The 13,268-nt window shown below is 64.7% G+C and carries 14 protein-coding genes; 9 read left to right on the top strand and 5 right to left on the bottom strand.

Annotated features, from left to right (window positions below; translation table 11 throughout):
* The first annotated feature begins 30 nt into the window (after nucleotides 1–30).
* From relA to KH389_RS20415, 3 genes are all read left to right on the top strand, one after another.
* Entirely contained in the window at nucleotides 31–2,271 is a 2,241-nt protein-coding gene (gene relA, locus KH389_RS20425) for a GTP diphosphokinase (RefSeq protein WP_054914700.1), read from the top strand.
* 94 nt (nucleotides 2,272–2,365) lie between these two features.
* Entirely contained in the window at nucleotides 2,366–3,196 is an 831-nt protein-coding gene (gene mazG / locus KH389_RS20420) for a nucleoside triphosphate pyrophosphohydrolase (protein ID WP_043862555.1), read from the top strand.
* A 26-nt stretch (nucleotides 3,197–3,222) separates the two neighbouring features.
* A complete protein-coding gene (locus KH389_RS20415) occupies nucleotides 3,223–3,762 on the top strand; it encodes a DUF2058 domain-containing protein (RefSeq protein WP_043862554.1) in 540 nt (179 codons plus the stop codon).
* A gap of 64 nt (nucleotides 3,763–3,826) precedes the next feature.
* Here KH389_RS20415 and KH389_RS20410 read toward each other — a convergent pair whose 3' ends face one another.
* From KH389_RS20410 to purM, 4 genes are all read right to left on the bottom strand, one after another.
* A complete protein-coding gene (locus KH389_RS20410; RefSeq protein ID WP_043862553.1) occupies nucleotides 3,827–4,009 on the bottom strand; it encodes a hypothetical protein in 183 nt (60 codons plus the stop codon).
* Between the two features lie 221 nt (nucleotides 4,010–4,230).
* On the bottom strand, nucleotides 4,231–4,941 hold the full coding sequence (locus KH389_RS20405; protein WP_043862552.1) for a DUF3108 domain-containing protein: 711 nt from the start codon (nucleotides 4,939–4,941) through the stop codon (nucleotides 4,231–4,233).
* Between the two features lie 8 nt (nucleotides 4,942–4,949).
* Entirely contained in the window at nucleotides 4,950–5,603 is a 654-nt protein-coding gene (gene purN, locus KH389_RS20400; RefSeq protein WP_054914698.1) for a phosphoribosylglycinamide formyltransferase, read from the bottom strand.
* Entirely contained in the window at nucleotides 5,603–6,661 is a 1,059-nt protein-coding gene (gene purM, locus KH389_RS20395) for a phosphoribosylformylglycinamidine cyclo-ligase (RefSeq protein WP_043862550.1), read from the bottom strand. The genes purN and purM overlap by 1 nt, the downstream gene beginning before the upstream one ends.
* A gap of 330 nt (nucleotides 6,662–6,991) precedes the next feature.
* Here purM and KH389_RS20390 point away from each other — a divergent pair, with 330 nt between their 5' ends.
* The 6 genes from KH389_RS20390 (at nucleotide 6,992) to KH389_RS20365 (ending at nucleotide 11,871) form a co-directional block, all read left to right on the top strand.
* Nucleotides 6,992–8,047 carry a DUF2066 domain-containing protein gene (locus KH389_RS20390; protein WP_196933223.1) on the top strand — a complete coding sequence of 352 codons (1,056 nt, stop codon included), beginning with the start codon at nucleotides 6,992–6,994 and terminating at the stop codon, nucleotides 8,045–8,047.
* A 4-nt stretch (nucleotides 8,048–8,051) separates the two neighbouring features.
* Entirely contained in the window at nucleotides 8,052–9,125 is a 1,074-nt protein-coding gene (locus KH389_RS20385; RefSeq protein ID WP_043862548.1) for an AI-2E family transporter, read from the top strand.
* A 15-nt stretch (nucleotides 9,126–9,140) separates the two neighbouring features.
* Nucleotides 9,141–9,620: a hypothetical protein gene (locus tag KH389_RS20380; RefSeq protein WP_213606146.1), complete on the top strand. Its 480-nt coding sequence runs from the start codon at nucleotides 9,141–9,143 to the stop codon at nucleotides 9,618–9,620.
* Between the two features lie 131 nt (nucleotides 9,621–9,751).
* On the top strand, nucleotides 9,752–10,456 hold the full coding sequence (gene hda / locus KH389_RS20375) for a DnaA regulatory inactivator Hda (protein WP_043862546.1): 705 nt from the start codon (nucleotides 9,752–9,754) through the stop codon (nucleotides 10,454–10,456).
* Nucleotides 10,457–10,570: 114 nt separating this feature from the next.
* Nucleotides 10,571–11,203 (top strand): C40 family peptidase, encoded by a 633-nt coding sequence (locus KH389_RS20370; RefSeq protein WP_213606144.1) that lies wholly within the window; start codon nucleotides 10,571–10,573, stop codon nucleotides 11,201–11,203.
* A gap of 134 nt (nucleotides 11,204–11,337) precedes the next feature.
* Complete coding sequence (locus KH389_RS20365; protein WP_213606142.1) at nucleotides 11,338–11,871, top strand: C40 family peptidase; 534 nt, start codon at nucleotides 11,338–11,340, stop codon at nucleotides 11,869–11,871.
* Nucleotides 11,872–11,936: 65 nt separating this feature from the next.
* Here KH389_RS20365 and KH389_RS20360 read toward each other — a convergent pair whose 3' ends face one another.
* On the bottom strand, nucleotides 11,937–13,253 hold the full coding sequence (locus KH389_RS20360; protein WP_058541004.1) for a PQQ-dependent sugar dehydrogenase: 1,317 nt from the start codon (nucleotides 13,251–13,253) through the stop codon (nucleotides 11,937–11,939).
* Nucleotides 13,254–13,268: the final 15 nt, after the last annotated feature.

Here is a 13,268-nt window from a genome sequence, read left to right as displayed (position 1 = left end):
AGCATGCGCTGTAGGGAAAGGTAAACAAAGATGGTACAGGTGAGAGTGCACCAGCCGGTCAACACCGACGGCAGTATCAATCTCGAAGCATGGCTGGATCATGTGGTCAGCGTCGACCTGGCGCTGGACCGGGAAGCCCTCAAGGCGGCCTGCGAGTTCGCTCAGGACATAGAGAAAAAAGGTAACCCGGCCAAGCATTCCTGGGCCGACGGTACCTCGAGCTTCCAGGCGGGCCTGGAGATCGCCGAGATTCTCGCCGACCTCAAGCTCGACCAGGACTCCCTCGTGGCGGCGGTCATCTACCGTGCGGTGCGTGAAGGCAAGGTGACCCTGGCCGAGGTGGGCCAGCGTTTCGGCCCGGTGGTGTCCAAGCTGATCGACGGCGTGCTGCGCATGGCGGCCATCAGTGCCAGCCTCAGCCCGCGCCATTCGCTGGTGCTGGGCTCGCAGGCGCAGGTCGAGAACCTGCGCAAGATGCTGGTGGCGATGGTCGACGACGTGCGCGTGGCGCTGATCAAGCTGGCCGAACGAACCTGCGCCATTCGTGCGGTGAAGGGCGCTGACGACGAGAAGCGCAACCGCGTGGCCCGCGAGGTGTTCGACATCTACGCGCCGCTGGCCCACCGCCTGGGCATCGGCCACATCAAGTGGGAGCTCGAAGACCTCTCGTTCCGCTACCTGGAACCCGACCAGTACAAACAGATCGCCAAGCTGCTGCACGAGCGCCGGCTCGACCGCGAGCGCTTCATCAGCGACGTGATGAACCAGCTGCAGAACGAGCTGCTGGCCACGGGCGTCAAGGCCGACATCAGCGGCCGGGCCAAACATATCTATTCGATCTGGCGCAAGATGCAGCGCAAGGGCCTGGAGTTCAGCCAGATCTACGACGTGCGCGCCGTGCGCGTGCTGGTGCCCGAGATGCGCGACTGCTACACCGCGCTGGGCATCGTGCATACCCTGTGGCGGCACATCCCCAAGGAGTTCGACGACTACATCGCCAACCCCAAGGAGAACGGCTACCGCTCGCTGCACACCGCGGTGATCGGCCCCGAAGGCAAGGTGCTGGAGGTGCAGATCCGCACCCATGCCATGCACGAGGAGGCCGAACTGGGCGTTTGCGCGCACTGGCGCTACAAGGGCACCGACGTCAAGCCCAGCTCCAACCACTACGAGGAGAAGATCTCGTGGCTGCGCCAGGTGCTGGAATGGCACGAGGAACTGGGGGACATCGGTGGCCTGGCCGAACAGCTGCGCGTGGATATCGAGCCGGACCGGGTGTACGTGTTCACCCCCGACGGCCACGCCATCGACCTGCCCAAGGGCGCCACGCCGCTGGACTTCGCCTACCGCGTGCACACCGAGATCGGCCACAACTGCCGGGGCGCCAAGATCAACGGGCGCATCGTGCCGCTCAACTACAGCCTGCAGACCGGCGAGCAGGTGGAGATCATCACCAGCAAGCACGGCAACCCGAGCCGCGACTGGCTGAACTCGAACCTGGGCTACGTCACCACCTCGCGGGCGCGGGCCAAGATCGTGCACTGGTTCAAGCTGCAGGCCCGCGACCAGAACGTCGCCGCCGGCAAGACCCTGCTCGAGCGCGAACTCAACCGCCTGGGCCTGCCGCAGGTGGACTTCGAGCGCCTGGCCGAAAAGGCCAACCTCAAGACTGCCGAAGACATGTTCGCCTCGCTGGGCGCCGGCGACCTGCGCCTGGCGCACCTGGTCAACGCCGCGCAGCAACTGGTGGAGCCGGACCGCATCGACCACATCGAGCTGGTGCCGCGCAAGGCCACCGGCTACAAGCCGGGCAAGCGCGGGGATATCCAGATCCAGGGCGTGGGCAACCTGCTGACGCAGATGGCCGGGTGCTGCCAGCCGCTGCCGGGCGATGCCATCGTCGGCTACATCACCGTGGGCCGTGGGGTGACCATTCACCGCCAGGACTGCGCCTCGGTGCTGCAACTGGCCGGTCGCGAGCCGGAGCGCATCATCCAGGTCAGCTGGGGCCCGGTGCCGGTGCAGACCTACCCGGTGGACATCATCGTGCGTGCGTATGACCGCCCGGGCCTGCTGCGCGACGTGTCGCAGGTGCTGCTCAACGAGCGCATCAACGTGCTGGCGGTGAACACCCGTTCGAACAAGGAGGACAACACTGCGCTGATGTCGCTGACCATCGAGATCCCGGGCCTGGACGCCCTGGGGCGCTTGCTGGGGCGCATTTCGCAGTTGCCCAACATCATCGAGACGCGGCGCAACCGTACGCCTTGAGGGCGCCATTGCGGGCAGGCCCGCTCCTGCAGGATCCTTGTGGGAGCGGGCTTGACCCGCGATGAGGCCAGACCTGCCGAACAGAGAGCACACGATGTACACCCTAGACGACCTGCTCCACCTCATGGCCCGCCTGCGCGACCCGCAGTACGGCTGCCCGTGGGACCTCAGGCAGACCTACGCCACGATCATCCCGCACACCCTCGAAGAAGCCTACGAGGTGGCCGACGCCATCGAGCGCAGCGACTTCGAGCACTTGCAGGGCGAACTGGGCGACCTGCTGTTCCAGGTGGTGTATTACGCCCAGCTGGCCCGTGAAGAGGGCCGTTTCGAATTCGCCGGGGTGATCGACAGCATCACCCGCAAGCTGATCCGTCGCCACCCGCACGTGTTCCCCACCGGCGAGCTCCATGCGCCGCTGGACCTGCCACGGCTCGATGAAGAACAGGTCAAGCAGCGCTGGGAAGAGATCAAGGCCCAGGAGCGCGCCGAAAAGGGCGAGCCCGAACAACTGTCGCTGCTCGACGACGTGCCGGCGGCCTTGCCGGCCCTGTCGCGTGCGGCCAAACTGCAAAAGCGTGCGGCCCAGGTCGGATTCGACTGGGACGACCCGTTGCCGGTGCTGGACAAGGTGCGCGAGGAGCTCGACGAAGTACTCCAGGCCATGGCCGACAACGACCCGGCGGCGCTGGCCGACGAGGTGGGCGATTTGCTGTTCGCCACCGTCAACCTGGCCCGCCACCTCAAGCTGGACCCGGAAAACGCCCTGCGTGGCGCCAATCGCAAGTTCGAACGACGTTTCCGTTTTATCGAACAGGCATTGCGCGACATGGGGCGCCCGATTGAAGATTGCACCCTCGAAGACTTGGACGCGCTCTGGGGCGAAGCCAAACGTCAGGAAAAGAACCTGCCCAGCTGCGGCTGAGCTGTTGCATAAGTGAGTGAACACCGATGAGCCTTTCCCTTCGTGACCAACTGCTCAAAGCCGGCCTGGTCAACCAGAAGCAGGTCAAGCAGGTCAGCAAAGAACAGAAGAAACAGAAACGCCTGGAGCACAAAGGCCAGGTCGAAGTCGACGACACCCAGCAGCGCCTGGCCAAGGAAGCCATGGCCGAGAAGGCCAAGCGTGACCAGGAGCTCAACCGCCAGCAGCAGGAAAAGGCCGAGCAGAAGGCCCGTGCCGCCCAGGTCAAGCAGTTGATCGAGGTGTCGCGCCTGCCCAAGCTGACCACCGAGGACTACTACAACTTCGTCGACGACAAGAAGGTCAAGCGCCTGTCGGTCAACGCGTTGATGCGCAGCAAGCTGAGCAGCGGCTCGCTGGCGATCGTGCAGCATGGCGGTGGCTACGAGGTGATCCCGCGCGAGGCCGCGCTGAAGATCCAGGAGCGCGACCCGCAGCGCATCGTGCTGCTCAACACCCAGGTCGAAGCGCCGGATGCGGACGACCCGTACGCCGCCTACGTCATCCCGGATGACCTGATGTGGTAAGCCTGCTGGGCTAGACACGACAAACCCCGCCTCGGCGGGGTTTGCTGTTTCTGAAGACGGGGAATTACTGGGGTTGGCGCTTGGCTTCGAGGTACTCCAGTTCGATCCGGTAGCTGTGGGCTTCCTGTTCGTTGTGGAACATGCCGACCAGCTGGTCCTGCTGATGCACATCCCAGATACGCACGCCTGCGGCCAGGCCTTCGTGGGACAGTTTCGATTCATCGCGCTCAGTTACTTTGACAGTCATCTGCTAACTCCAAATCCAGTTAACTGCGGCACCGTGTCGCAGGTCTCTTTTATAGAATTTGTTAGCAGCCTAAGTAAATGCTTGGTGCATGAAACATCTTTCATGCCGCACGGTCGAGGCGACTCCTTCGCCAGCAAGGCTGGTGTCTGCAGGGTGGGCCACGCCACAAAAACAAAACCCCGCACAAGGCGGGGTTTCGGGTAATGCACGCTAGCGGCCTGTCAGCTGCCCTTGACCGACTTGCCGTCGACCGTGCCGTCCTGCAGCACGATCACGTACTCCTTGCCGTCGGTCTCGACCTGGCGCAGTTGCACCAGCAGGTAGTCCCAGTCCTTGGCGAACCACAGCTCGGTGACGCGCTTGCTCTGGCTCGGGTCGCGCACGCGCTCGACCTTGATCGCATCGACCTGGCCGGTCTTGGTGCTGACCTTCTCGGTACCCAGCACGCGGAAGTCGTATGTGTCGATCTCGTCGCCATCCACCACCTGGTAGGTCATGCTCTTCTTGCCGGCTGCCACGTCATGCTGCAGGGCCAGCTGGTAGGACGACTTGTCCAGCACGCCGCGGTTGAGCGGCAGGTTGACCGCGTCGCCACGGTCGGAGCCGGTGATCTTCTTGCTCGACCAGTCGAAGTCCAGGTCGACCTTCTTGGCCTTTCCCAGGCCGCCACGTTCGAAGTGGTAGGTCTGCGGCAGCAGGGTGTCCTTGTCCAGGCGCAGGGTACTTTGTTCGGTCAGGCTGGCAATCATCATCGAGGCCTTGAAGTTGAGGCTCCAGGTCCCGTTGGCGTTCTTGGCCAGGCTGCGCTCGGCGGTGCCGCTCATGGGCAGTTGCTTCCAGTCGGCGGTGTAGCTGGCCGAAAAAGGCTTCAGATCGGCTGCCTGAAGCGGCAGTGCAAGCACGGCAAGTGCGAAGAGCAGGGCACGACGCATAAAATCTCCTAGGGTCGAATCAAGTGGCCGCTGGCCGCCAAGGGCTGGCCATCCAGTAGAGCACCGTGCTCGCCAAGGCGCAAACGGCCTTCGGCGAACCAGCGCACCGCCAGCGGATAAATCAGGTGTTCCTGGCTGTGAACCCTCTGGGCCAGTTGCGCCGGCGTGTCATCCGAGACTACCGGTATCACAGCCTGTACGACCAGTGGCCCGCCATCGAGTTCCTCGGTGACGAAGTGCACACTGCAGCCATGCTCGGCATCCCCGGCTTCCAGCGCCCGCTGGTGGGTATGCAGGCCCTTGTACTTGGGCAGCAGGGAAGGGTGGATATTGAGCAGGCGGCCGTGGTAATGGCGCACGAAACCGGCACTGAGGATACGCATGAAGCCGGCCAGCACCACCAGCTGCGGGGCAAAGCCGTCGATCAGCTCGACCAGCGCCGCGTCGAAGGCCTCGCGGCCGTCGAAGGCCTTGTGGTCGAGCACGGCGGTGTCGATGCCCGCATCGCGGGCGCGCTGCAGGCCGTAGGCATCGGCGCGGTTGGAGATCACCGCGCGGATCCGCACCGGGCTGTCGCCGGTGCGGGTACTGTCGATCAGGGCCTGCAGGTTGCTGCCGGTGCCGGACAGCAGCACCACTACATCACAAGACGTGCTCGGCATCAGTGCGCCTTGAGGTTCTTCAGCTCGACCTGGGCGGCGCCTTCGGCAGCGGTGGCGATCTGGCCGATCACCCAAGGCTGCTCGCCGGCTTCGCGCAGCACGTTCAGGGCGTTGTCGACCTGATCTTGACCCACGCAGATCACCATGCCCACGCCGCAGTTGAGTACGCGGTGCATTTCGGTCTCGTCGACGTTGCCCTGCTGCTGCAGCCAGTCGAATACCGCCGGGCGCTGCCAGCTGGCCACGTCGACCACGGCCTGGGCGCCTTTTGGCAGCACGCGCGGGATGTTGTCGAGCAGGCCGCCACCGGTGATGTGGGCCATGGCCTTGACCGCGCCGGTGTCCTTGATCAGCTTGAGCAGCGGCTTGACGTAGATGCGGGTCGGGGCCATCAGCAGTTCGGTCAGCGGCTTGCCGTCGAGCTGGACGTTCTGGATGTCGGCGCCGGCCACTTCGATGATCTTGCGGATCAGCGAGTAACCGTTGGAGTGCGGGCCCGACGATGGCAGGGCGATCAGGGCGTCACCGGCAGCCACCTTGGAGCCGTCGATGATCTCGGCCTTTTCCACCACGCCGACGCAGAAGCCGGCCAGGTCGTAGTCTTCGCCTTCGTACATGCCCGGCATTTCAGCGGTTTCGCCGCCTACCAGCGAGCAGCCTGCCAGTTCGCAGCCGGCGCCGATGCCGGTGACCACGTCAGCCGCGGTGTCGACGTTGAGCTTGCCGGTGGCGTAGTAGTCGAGGAAGAACAGCGGCTCGGCGCCACACACCACCAGGTCGTTGACGCACATGGCGACCAGGTCCTGGCCGATGGTGTCGTGCTTGTTCAGGTTCAGTGCCAGGCGCAGCTTGGTGCCCACGCCGTCGGTGCCCGAAACCAGCACCGGCTGCTTGTAGCCGGCCGGAATTTCGCAGAGGGCGCCGAAGCCCCCCAGGCCGCCCATGACTTCCGGGCGCGCCGTGCGCTTGGCGACGCCTTTGATGCGTTCGACCAATGCTTCACCGGCGTCGATGTCTACACCGGCGTCCTTGTAGCTCAGGGAGGGTTGCTTGCTCATGATCCAGGCCTTTAGGGGGAGGGATTCGGGGGAATCGACCGGCACCTGCCAGGCATTGCGAGGGTTTTCCTGCTGCCTGAGCGTCGCCGGTCTGCGAAGGCGCGCGATTTTATCAGGGTTACCCGGTAGCGGCCATCCTCAGGCCGACGGGCAGGGCCTCATTCGACATAAAAACATTGATTCGGTACGGCCGCTGGTTGCCGCGCCATGGGCTGTATAAGGTATAGGTAATGAAATTTGACCGCAGGGCTGAATGTTTTACCCGCGGGGGTGGTCAGAGCTTCACTTTTCACTGACCGCGCTTTCTATTTACCTGGACAGGAATCCTCCATGCGTTTGCGTTCATACCTGGCCGTTGGCTGCCTTGCCCTGTTTGGCCTGAGCGTTCAGGCCGAAACCCTCACTGGCCTTTATCAGGTGCGCGAGCCGGTCAGCGGCGAGGGCACCGAAGCCCGCGCCCAGGCCACCCAGAATGCCCTGAGCACCCTGGTGGTGCGCCTCACGGGCGACCCCAAGGCGCCGCAGAGTGCGGGCCTGGCAGGGCTACGCAAGGACCCGCAGCAAATCATCAGCCAGTTCGGTTTCGAGGCCGGCCCGCCGGAAACCGTGCTGGTGGATTTCGACCCCGGCAGCACCGACCGGGCGCTGCGCCAGGCCGGGCTGGCCCTGTGGGGCAGCAACCGGCCGGCCATCCTCGGCTGGTGGTTGAACGACAGCGTGGGCGGTTCGAGCCTGGTGGGCGATGGCCAGAGCAGCGCCGAACCGCTGCGCCGCGCCGCGCAACACCGTGGCTTGCCGCTGCGCCTGCCCATGGGCGACCTGAACGAGCAACTGGTGGCCACTGCCAAGAACCTCGAAGGCACCGACCCCGCGCCCCTGCGCGAGGCCTCCGAGCGCTACGCGGCCGATGCGTTGCTGGCGGTGCATGCCACCGAGGGCGAGGGCAAATGGCAGGGCACCTGGCGCCTGTGGCTGGGCGACCAGCGCGAGCAGGGCAAGGTCGAAGGCGCCGATCAGGCCGCCCTGGCCGATGCGGTGATGCTGGCCGTCAGCACGCGCCTGGCGCCGCGCTTTGTCGCGCGGCCGGGCACCGGTGGCGAAAACCAGATACAGGTGCAGGGCATGACCCTGGAGCGCTATGCGCAGCTTTTGCAGACCCTTGAGCCGCTGGGCGGGCGCCTGACCTATGTGGACGGCGATACCCTGACCTACACCGTCAGCGGCACCCCCGAACAGGTGCGTGCGCAACTGAGCCTGGCCAGGCTGCAGGAGGTGCCGGCAGAGGCCGCCGCCCCAGCGCCGGTCGCACCCGCAGCCCCAGGCGAGGCCCAGGTGGCTGCGCCCGCACCGTTCACCGGTTTGCGGTTTCGTTGGCAGGGAGCGTGACTGAATGATGGATACACGCCGTTGGGTATGGGTGTTGGGGGTGCTGGTAATCGGCACGCTGCTGTACTTCTTGCACGGGATCCTCTCGCCCTTCCTTATAGGTATCGGCCTGGCGTACCTGGCCGACCCGCTGGTGGACCGGCTGGAGCGCGCCGGGCTGTCACGCACCTGGGGCGTAGTAGTGGTGTTCGCCCTGTTCACCCTGGTGTTCATGGCGATGCTGCTGGTGCTGATCCCGATGCTGGCCAAGCAGTTGGTGCGCCTGTACGAGCTGGCACCACAGATGCTCGACTGGTTGCAGCACGTGGCGCTGCCGTGGGTGCAGACGCGCCTGGGGCTGGCCGATGGCTTCTGGAAGTTCGACAAGATCAAGTCGGCGATCAGCGAGCACATGGGCCAGACCACCGACATCGTCGGCATCGTGCTCAGCCAGGCTACCGCGTCCGGGCTGGCGCTGATCGGCTGGTTGGCCAACATGGTGCTGATCCCCGTGGTGGGCTTCTACCTGCTGCGCGACTGGGACCTGATGATGGCCAAGCTGCGCCGCCTGTTGCCGCGCCAGCGCGAAGAGCAGGTGGTGTCGCTGGCCCTGGAATGCCACGAGGTGCTCGGTGCGTTCGTGCGCGGGCAGTTGCTGGTGATGCTGGCGCTGGGGGTGATCTACGCCGCCGGGTTGATGCTGGTGGGCCTCGAACTGGGCCTGCTGATCGGTATCATGGCCGGGCTTGCGGCCATCGTGCCGTACATGGGTTTCATCATCGGCATCGGCGCGGCATTGATCGCCGGCATGTTCCAGTTCGGCGGCGACCTGTACCCGATGCTGGGCATCGTCGCGGTGTTCATGGTGGGCCAGGCCCTTGAAGGCATGGTGCTCACGCCGTTGCTGGTGGGCGACCGCATCGGTCTGCATCCGGTGGCGGTGATCTTCGCGATCCTGGCCGGCGGCGAGCTGTTCGGGTTCACCGGGGTGTTGCTGGCGCTGCCGGTGGCGGCGGTGATCATGGTGTTGCTGCGGCACATGCACGACCTCTATAAAGAGTCGGACATGTATGCTGGTGAAATCGACCCGGACCTTTGAAGGACACCCTGAGTGATGGAACATGAAACCGACCACGCCTGTGCATTGGCAGGCGTGATGGATGCATTGCCGCTGCTGGCCGATGACCTCGACGAGGATGAGGTGGCAGCGGCCCTGCAGCAGGGCTACTCGCGGCACGCGGCCGAGAAGCTCACGATGTTCGTACCCTCGGCGTTTTCCTGGGTGGTGCTCAAGCGTCTGGGGCTCAAGGCGCTGCCCAGTCATTTCACGGCCTATGACCAGGACGACAATGCGGTGCGGTTCCCGGTCGCCAATCAGCACTACTTCACCGCGGCGCTGACCCTGGCCTACAACACCTTCGAGAATGGCTGGAGCGCCGCACTACCGCGCAGCACCTTCCAGCGCGTTGCCGGGCGCAGTTCGGAGATGAACGCGGCCAACCAGGTACTGGATAAGGAAGGCTCGCTCGAAGGGGCGAGCATCAACACCGTGGAGCTGTTTCGCCTGAGTGCAGAGGAACTGCTGGAGGATTGACCCATGCCTGCCCCATATGCCGCGCAAGCCTTTGATTTTGCTAACGCATTGTGCGGTTGGCGTCACGGGTATAGACTTTGCGGACTTTTCACCAAAGGCCCCTTGCGGTTCCTCGGGACTGCCCAGCCAGCATGAAACCGATCCAGTTGCCCCTGGGTGTGCGTCTGCGTGATGACGCCACCTTCATCAACTACTATCCGGGTGCCAACGCCGCCGCATTGGGCTACGTCGAGCGACTCTGCGAAGCCGACGCCGGCTGGACCGAAAGCCTGATCTACCTGTGGGGCAAGCAGGGCGTAGGGCGTACCCACCTGCTGCAGGCCGCGTGCCTGCGCTTCGAGCAACTGGGCGAGCCTGCGGTGTACCTGCCTCTGGCGCAACTGCTCGATCGCGGCGTGGAACTGCTCGACAACCTGGAACAGTACGAACTGGTGTGCCTGGACGACCTGCATGTGATTGCCGGCAAGCCGGACTGGGAAGAGGCCATGTTCCACCTGTTCAATCGCCTGCGCGACAGCGGCCGCCGCTTGCTGCTGGCAGCGTCCAGCTCCCCCCGGGAATTGCCGATCAAGCTGGCCGACCTGAAGTCGCGCCTGACCCTGGCGCTGATCTTCCAGATGCGCGCCCTGTCGGATGAAGACAAGCTGCGTGCCCTGCAATTGCGCGCCTCGCGCCGGGGCCTGCACCTCACCGACGAAGTCGGGCATTTCATCCTGACCCGAGGCACGCGCAGCATGAGCGCACTGTTCGACCTGCTCGAACGCCTCGACCAGGCTTCACTGCAGGCGCAGCGCAAGCTGACCATCCCGTTTTTGAAAGAGACATTGGGCTGGTAGGGCCGGCCCAGAGCCTCGGCACATAAAAGTCACATTTTTTTCGATTGAATTTGCAAATCGATCCGATAGAAGGCATAGTCTCGGCTTCATCAAATTCAAGCCACGGTCGTGCCCATGCTAAATCGCTTCGCACCCCTCGTGCCCCTCGCACTTGTGACCTTGCTGTTCGGCTGCGCGACCACCGGTCCCGTCACCCACCAGCAGGCTCCCGCTCCAGTTGCTGCCCAGGCTGCCGCCAAGCCTTCCACCGCTGCGTCGGTGTTCGAAGAAGAGCTGGCCACCGAGCAGGACCTGGAAGCGTTCTCCTCCAGCACCAAGCCCTACGAACTGCCAGCCCTGGCCGACAACATTCTCGAACGTGGCATGTCCCTGATCGGTACCCGCTACCGTTTCGGCGGCACCTCGGAGAAGTCCGGCTTCGACTGCAGCGGCTTCATCGGCTACCTGTTCCGCGAAGAGGCCGGCATGAACCTGCCGCGCTCCACCCGCGAAATGATCAACGTGAAAGCCCCGCTGGTTGCGCGCAACAAGCTCGAGCCAGGCGACCTGCTGTTCTTCAGCACCAATGGTCGCGGCCGCGTCAGCCACGCCGGCATCTATCTGGGCGACGATCAGTTCATCCACTCCAGCAGCCGCCGCAGCGGTGGCGTGCGCATCGACAATCTCGGTGACCGCTACTGGAGCAAGACCTTCATCGAAGCCAAGCGCGCGCTGGCCATGGCACCGACTACCCTGTCGCGTAACTGAGTCTGCGCGTGATGTCCCGCACGGCGGCGTAGCTGAAAAGCTCGCCGCCGTGCGTGTTTACAGAAAACGTCTAATCTAATTTCTCACCTATTTCCGACTTGGGGTCGGGCGGCTTCAGACAGGATGTTCTGACTATGTCGATACTCGCGCGCGTTGCTGTACTTTCCCTGGCGGCCCTGCTGGGAGCCTGCTCCAGCCATGCCCCGCAGAAACCTCAGGTGGTCGAGCCGAAGGTGATGGCGCCCCAGGTGTATTTCTCGCCAGTGGCCGAGGATGTGCTGTTCCGGGCCCTGGGCCTGGTGGGCACGCCTTACCGCTGGGGCGGCAATACCCCGGACTCGGGGTTCGATTGCAGCGGGCTGATTGGCTACGTGTACCGGGACGCGGCGGGTATCGCCCTGCCGCGCTCAACCCGCGAGATGATCGGCATTCGTGCCCCGGACATCGACAAGGGTGCGTTGCAGTCGGGCGACCTGGTGTTCTTCGCCACCAATGGCGGCACCCAGGTAAGCCATGCCGGTATCTACGTGGGTGAGGGGCGTTTCGTGCATGCACCGTCAACGGGCGGTACGGTGCGCCTGGACTACCTGTCCAACAGCTACTGGCAGAAGGCCTACCTCAACGCCAAGCGCGTGCTGCAGCCGGCGCACCTGGCGCGCAATCCCTGACAGCGTGGCCTGCAAAGCCGGCTCCAGCAGGAGTCGACCTTGCCGGCGAACACGTCAGCGCAGTGCTACTGCGCCTTGCTCACCCGCCAGATCACATTGCCCACGTCGTCGGCCACCAGCACCCCGCCACGCTGATCGTTCACCACGCCGACCGGGCGCCCCATGGCCTTGCCGTCCTCGTCGAGAAACCCGGTCAGCAGATCGATGGGTTTGCCCGACGGTTTGCCCGCCGTGCTGAACGGCACGAAGATCACCTTGTAGCCACTGTGCGGCTTGCGGTTCCATGAACCGTGCTGGCCGATGAACGCGCCTTGGTCGAACGGCGCCGGCAAGGCGTTCGGCACGGTAAACGCCAGCCCCAGCGAGGCGGTGTGCGGCCCCACCGCATAGTCCGGCGCAATCGCGCTGGCCACCAGTTTCGCATCCTGCGGTTGTACGCGTTCATCCACATGCTGCCCGTAATAGCTGTAGGGCCAGCCATAGAAGGCGCCGTCCTTCACCGACGTGATGTAGTCCGGCACCAGGTCGCTGCCGATCTCGTCACGTTCGTTCACCGCCGTCCACAGCTGCTGGCTATGGGGTTCCCAGGCCAGGCCGTTGGGGTTGCGCAGGCCGGTGGCGAACAGGCGCTGGCTGCCGGTGGCCGGGTCGACCTCCCAGATCGCGGCGCGGCCTTTCTCCTGCTCCATGCCGTTTTCGGCCACGTTGCTGTTGGAGCCCACGGTCACGTACAGCTTCTTGCCGTCGGGGCTGGCGATCACGTTCTTGGTCCAGTGGTGGTTGAGCGTGCCGCCCGGCAGGTCGACCACCTTGGTGCCGCTGCCCTGCAGGCGGGTGGCGCCTGGCTCGTAGGTGAAGCGCAACAGCCGATCGGTGTCGGCCACATAGAAGTCGTTGCCCACCAGGGCCATGCCGAACGGCGAGTTCAGCCCCTCGATGAAGGTGGTGCGGGTGTCGGCCACGCCGTCCTTGTCGCTGTCACGCAGCAGGGTGATGCGGTTGGGGCTGGGCACTCCGGCGCCGGCGCGGCCCATCACCTTGCCCATCACCCAGCCCTTGATGCCCTTGCCGTCATCGGGCTTGGGCGGCGCGTTGGTCTCGGCCACCAGCACGTCGCCGTTGGGCAGCACGTACAGCCAGCGCGGGTGGTCGAGCTTGTCGGCGAAGGCCACCACCTGGGTGCCTGCCGCAGCCTTGGGTTTGCCGCCCTCTGGCCAGCCGATGGCCGGCGCGATGTTTACCGTGGGGATGAGGGTCTTGTTCGGTTCGGGCAGGCGCGGCGACGGGCCGGTGCCATCGGTGACGTCCAGGCGGGCGTTCTCGCCGCAGGCCACCAGCCCGGTGGTGAGTGCCAGCAGTACAGCAATGCGCATGTTGCCCATGATCGGTGTCCCTCG

This window comes from Pseudomonas qingdaonensis (assembly GCF_018398475.1).
In the GTDB taxonomy this organism is placed as follows: Bacteria; Pseudomonadota; Gammaproteobacteria; order Pseudomonadales; family Pseudomonadaceae; genus Aquipseudomonas; species Aquipseudomonas palmensis.
Note: the sequence above shows the minus strand (reverse complement) of the source record. Positions and strands in the feature narration are given on the sequence as shown.

Coding starts and splice junctions, on each gene's coding strand:
- relA (WP_054914700.1), top strand. CDS start 31: ATGGTACAGGTGAGAGTGCACCAGCCGGTCAACACCGACGGCAGTATC.
- mazG (WP_043862555.1), top strand. CDS start 2,366: ATGTACACCCTAGACGACCTGCTCCACCTCATGGCCCGCCTGCGCGAC.
- KH389_RS20415 (WP_043862554.1), top strand. CDS start 3,223: ATGAGCCTTTCCCTTCGTGACCAACTGCTCAAAGCCGGCCTGGTCAAC.
- KH389_RS20410 (WP_043862553.1), bottom strand. CDS start 4,009: ATGACTGTCAAAGTAACTGAGCGCGATGAATCGAAACTGTCCCACGAA.
- KH389_RS20405 (WP_043862552.1), bottom strand. CDS start 4,941: ATGCGTCGTGCCCTGCTCTTCGCACTTGCCGTGCTTGCACTGCCGCTT.
- purN (WP_054914698.1), bottom strand. CDS start 5,603: ATGCCGAGCACGTCTTGTGATGTAGTGGTGCTGCTGTCCGGCACCGGC.
- purM (WP_043862550.1), bottom strand. CDS start 6,661: ATGAGCAAGCAACCCTCCCTGAGCTACAAGGACGCCGGTGTAGACATC.
- KH389_RS20390 (WP_196933223.1), top strand. CDS start 6,992: ATGCGTTTGCGTTCATACCTGGCCGTTGGCTGCCTTGCCCTGTTTGGC.
- KH389_RS20385 (WP_043862548.1), top strand. CDS start 8,052: ATGATGGATACACGCCGTTGGGTATGGGTGTTGGGGGTGCTGGTAATC.
- KH389_RS20380 (WP_213606146.1), top strand. CDS start 9,141: ATGGAACATGAAACCGACCACGCCTGTGCATTGGCAGGCGTGATGGAT.
- hda (WP_043862546.1), top strand. CDS start 9,752: ATGAAACCGATCCAGTTGCCCCTGGGTGTGCGTCTGCGTGATGACGCC.
- KH389_RS20370 (WP_213606144.1), top strand. CDS start 10,571: ATGCTAAATCGCTTCGCACCCCTCGTGCCCCTCGCACTTGTGACCTTG.
- KH389_RS20365 (WP_213606142.1), top strand. CDS start 11,338: ATGTCGATACTCGCGCGCGTTGCTGTACTTTCCCTGGCGGCCCTGCTG.
- KH389_RS20360 (WP_058541004.1), bottom strand. CDS start 13,253: ATGGGCAACATGCGCATTGCTGTACTGCTGGCACTCACCACCGGGCTG.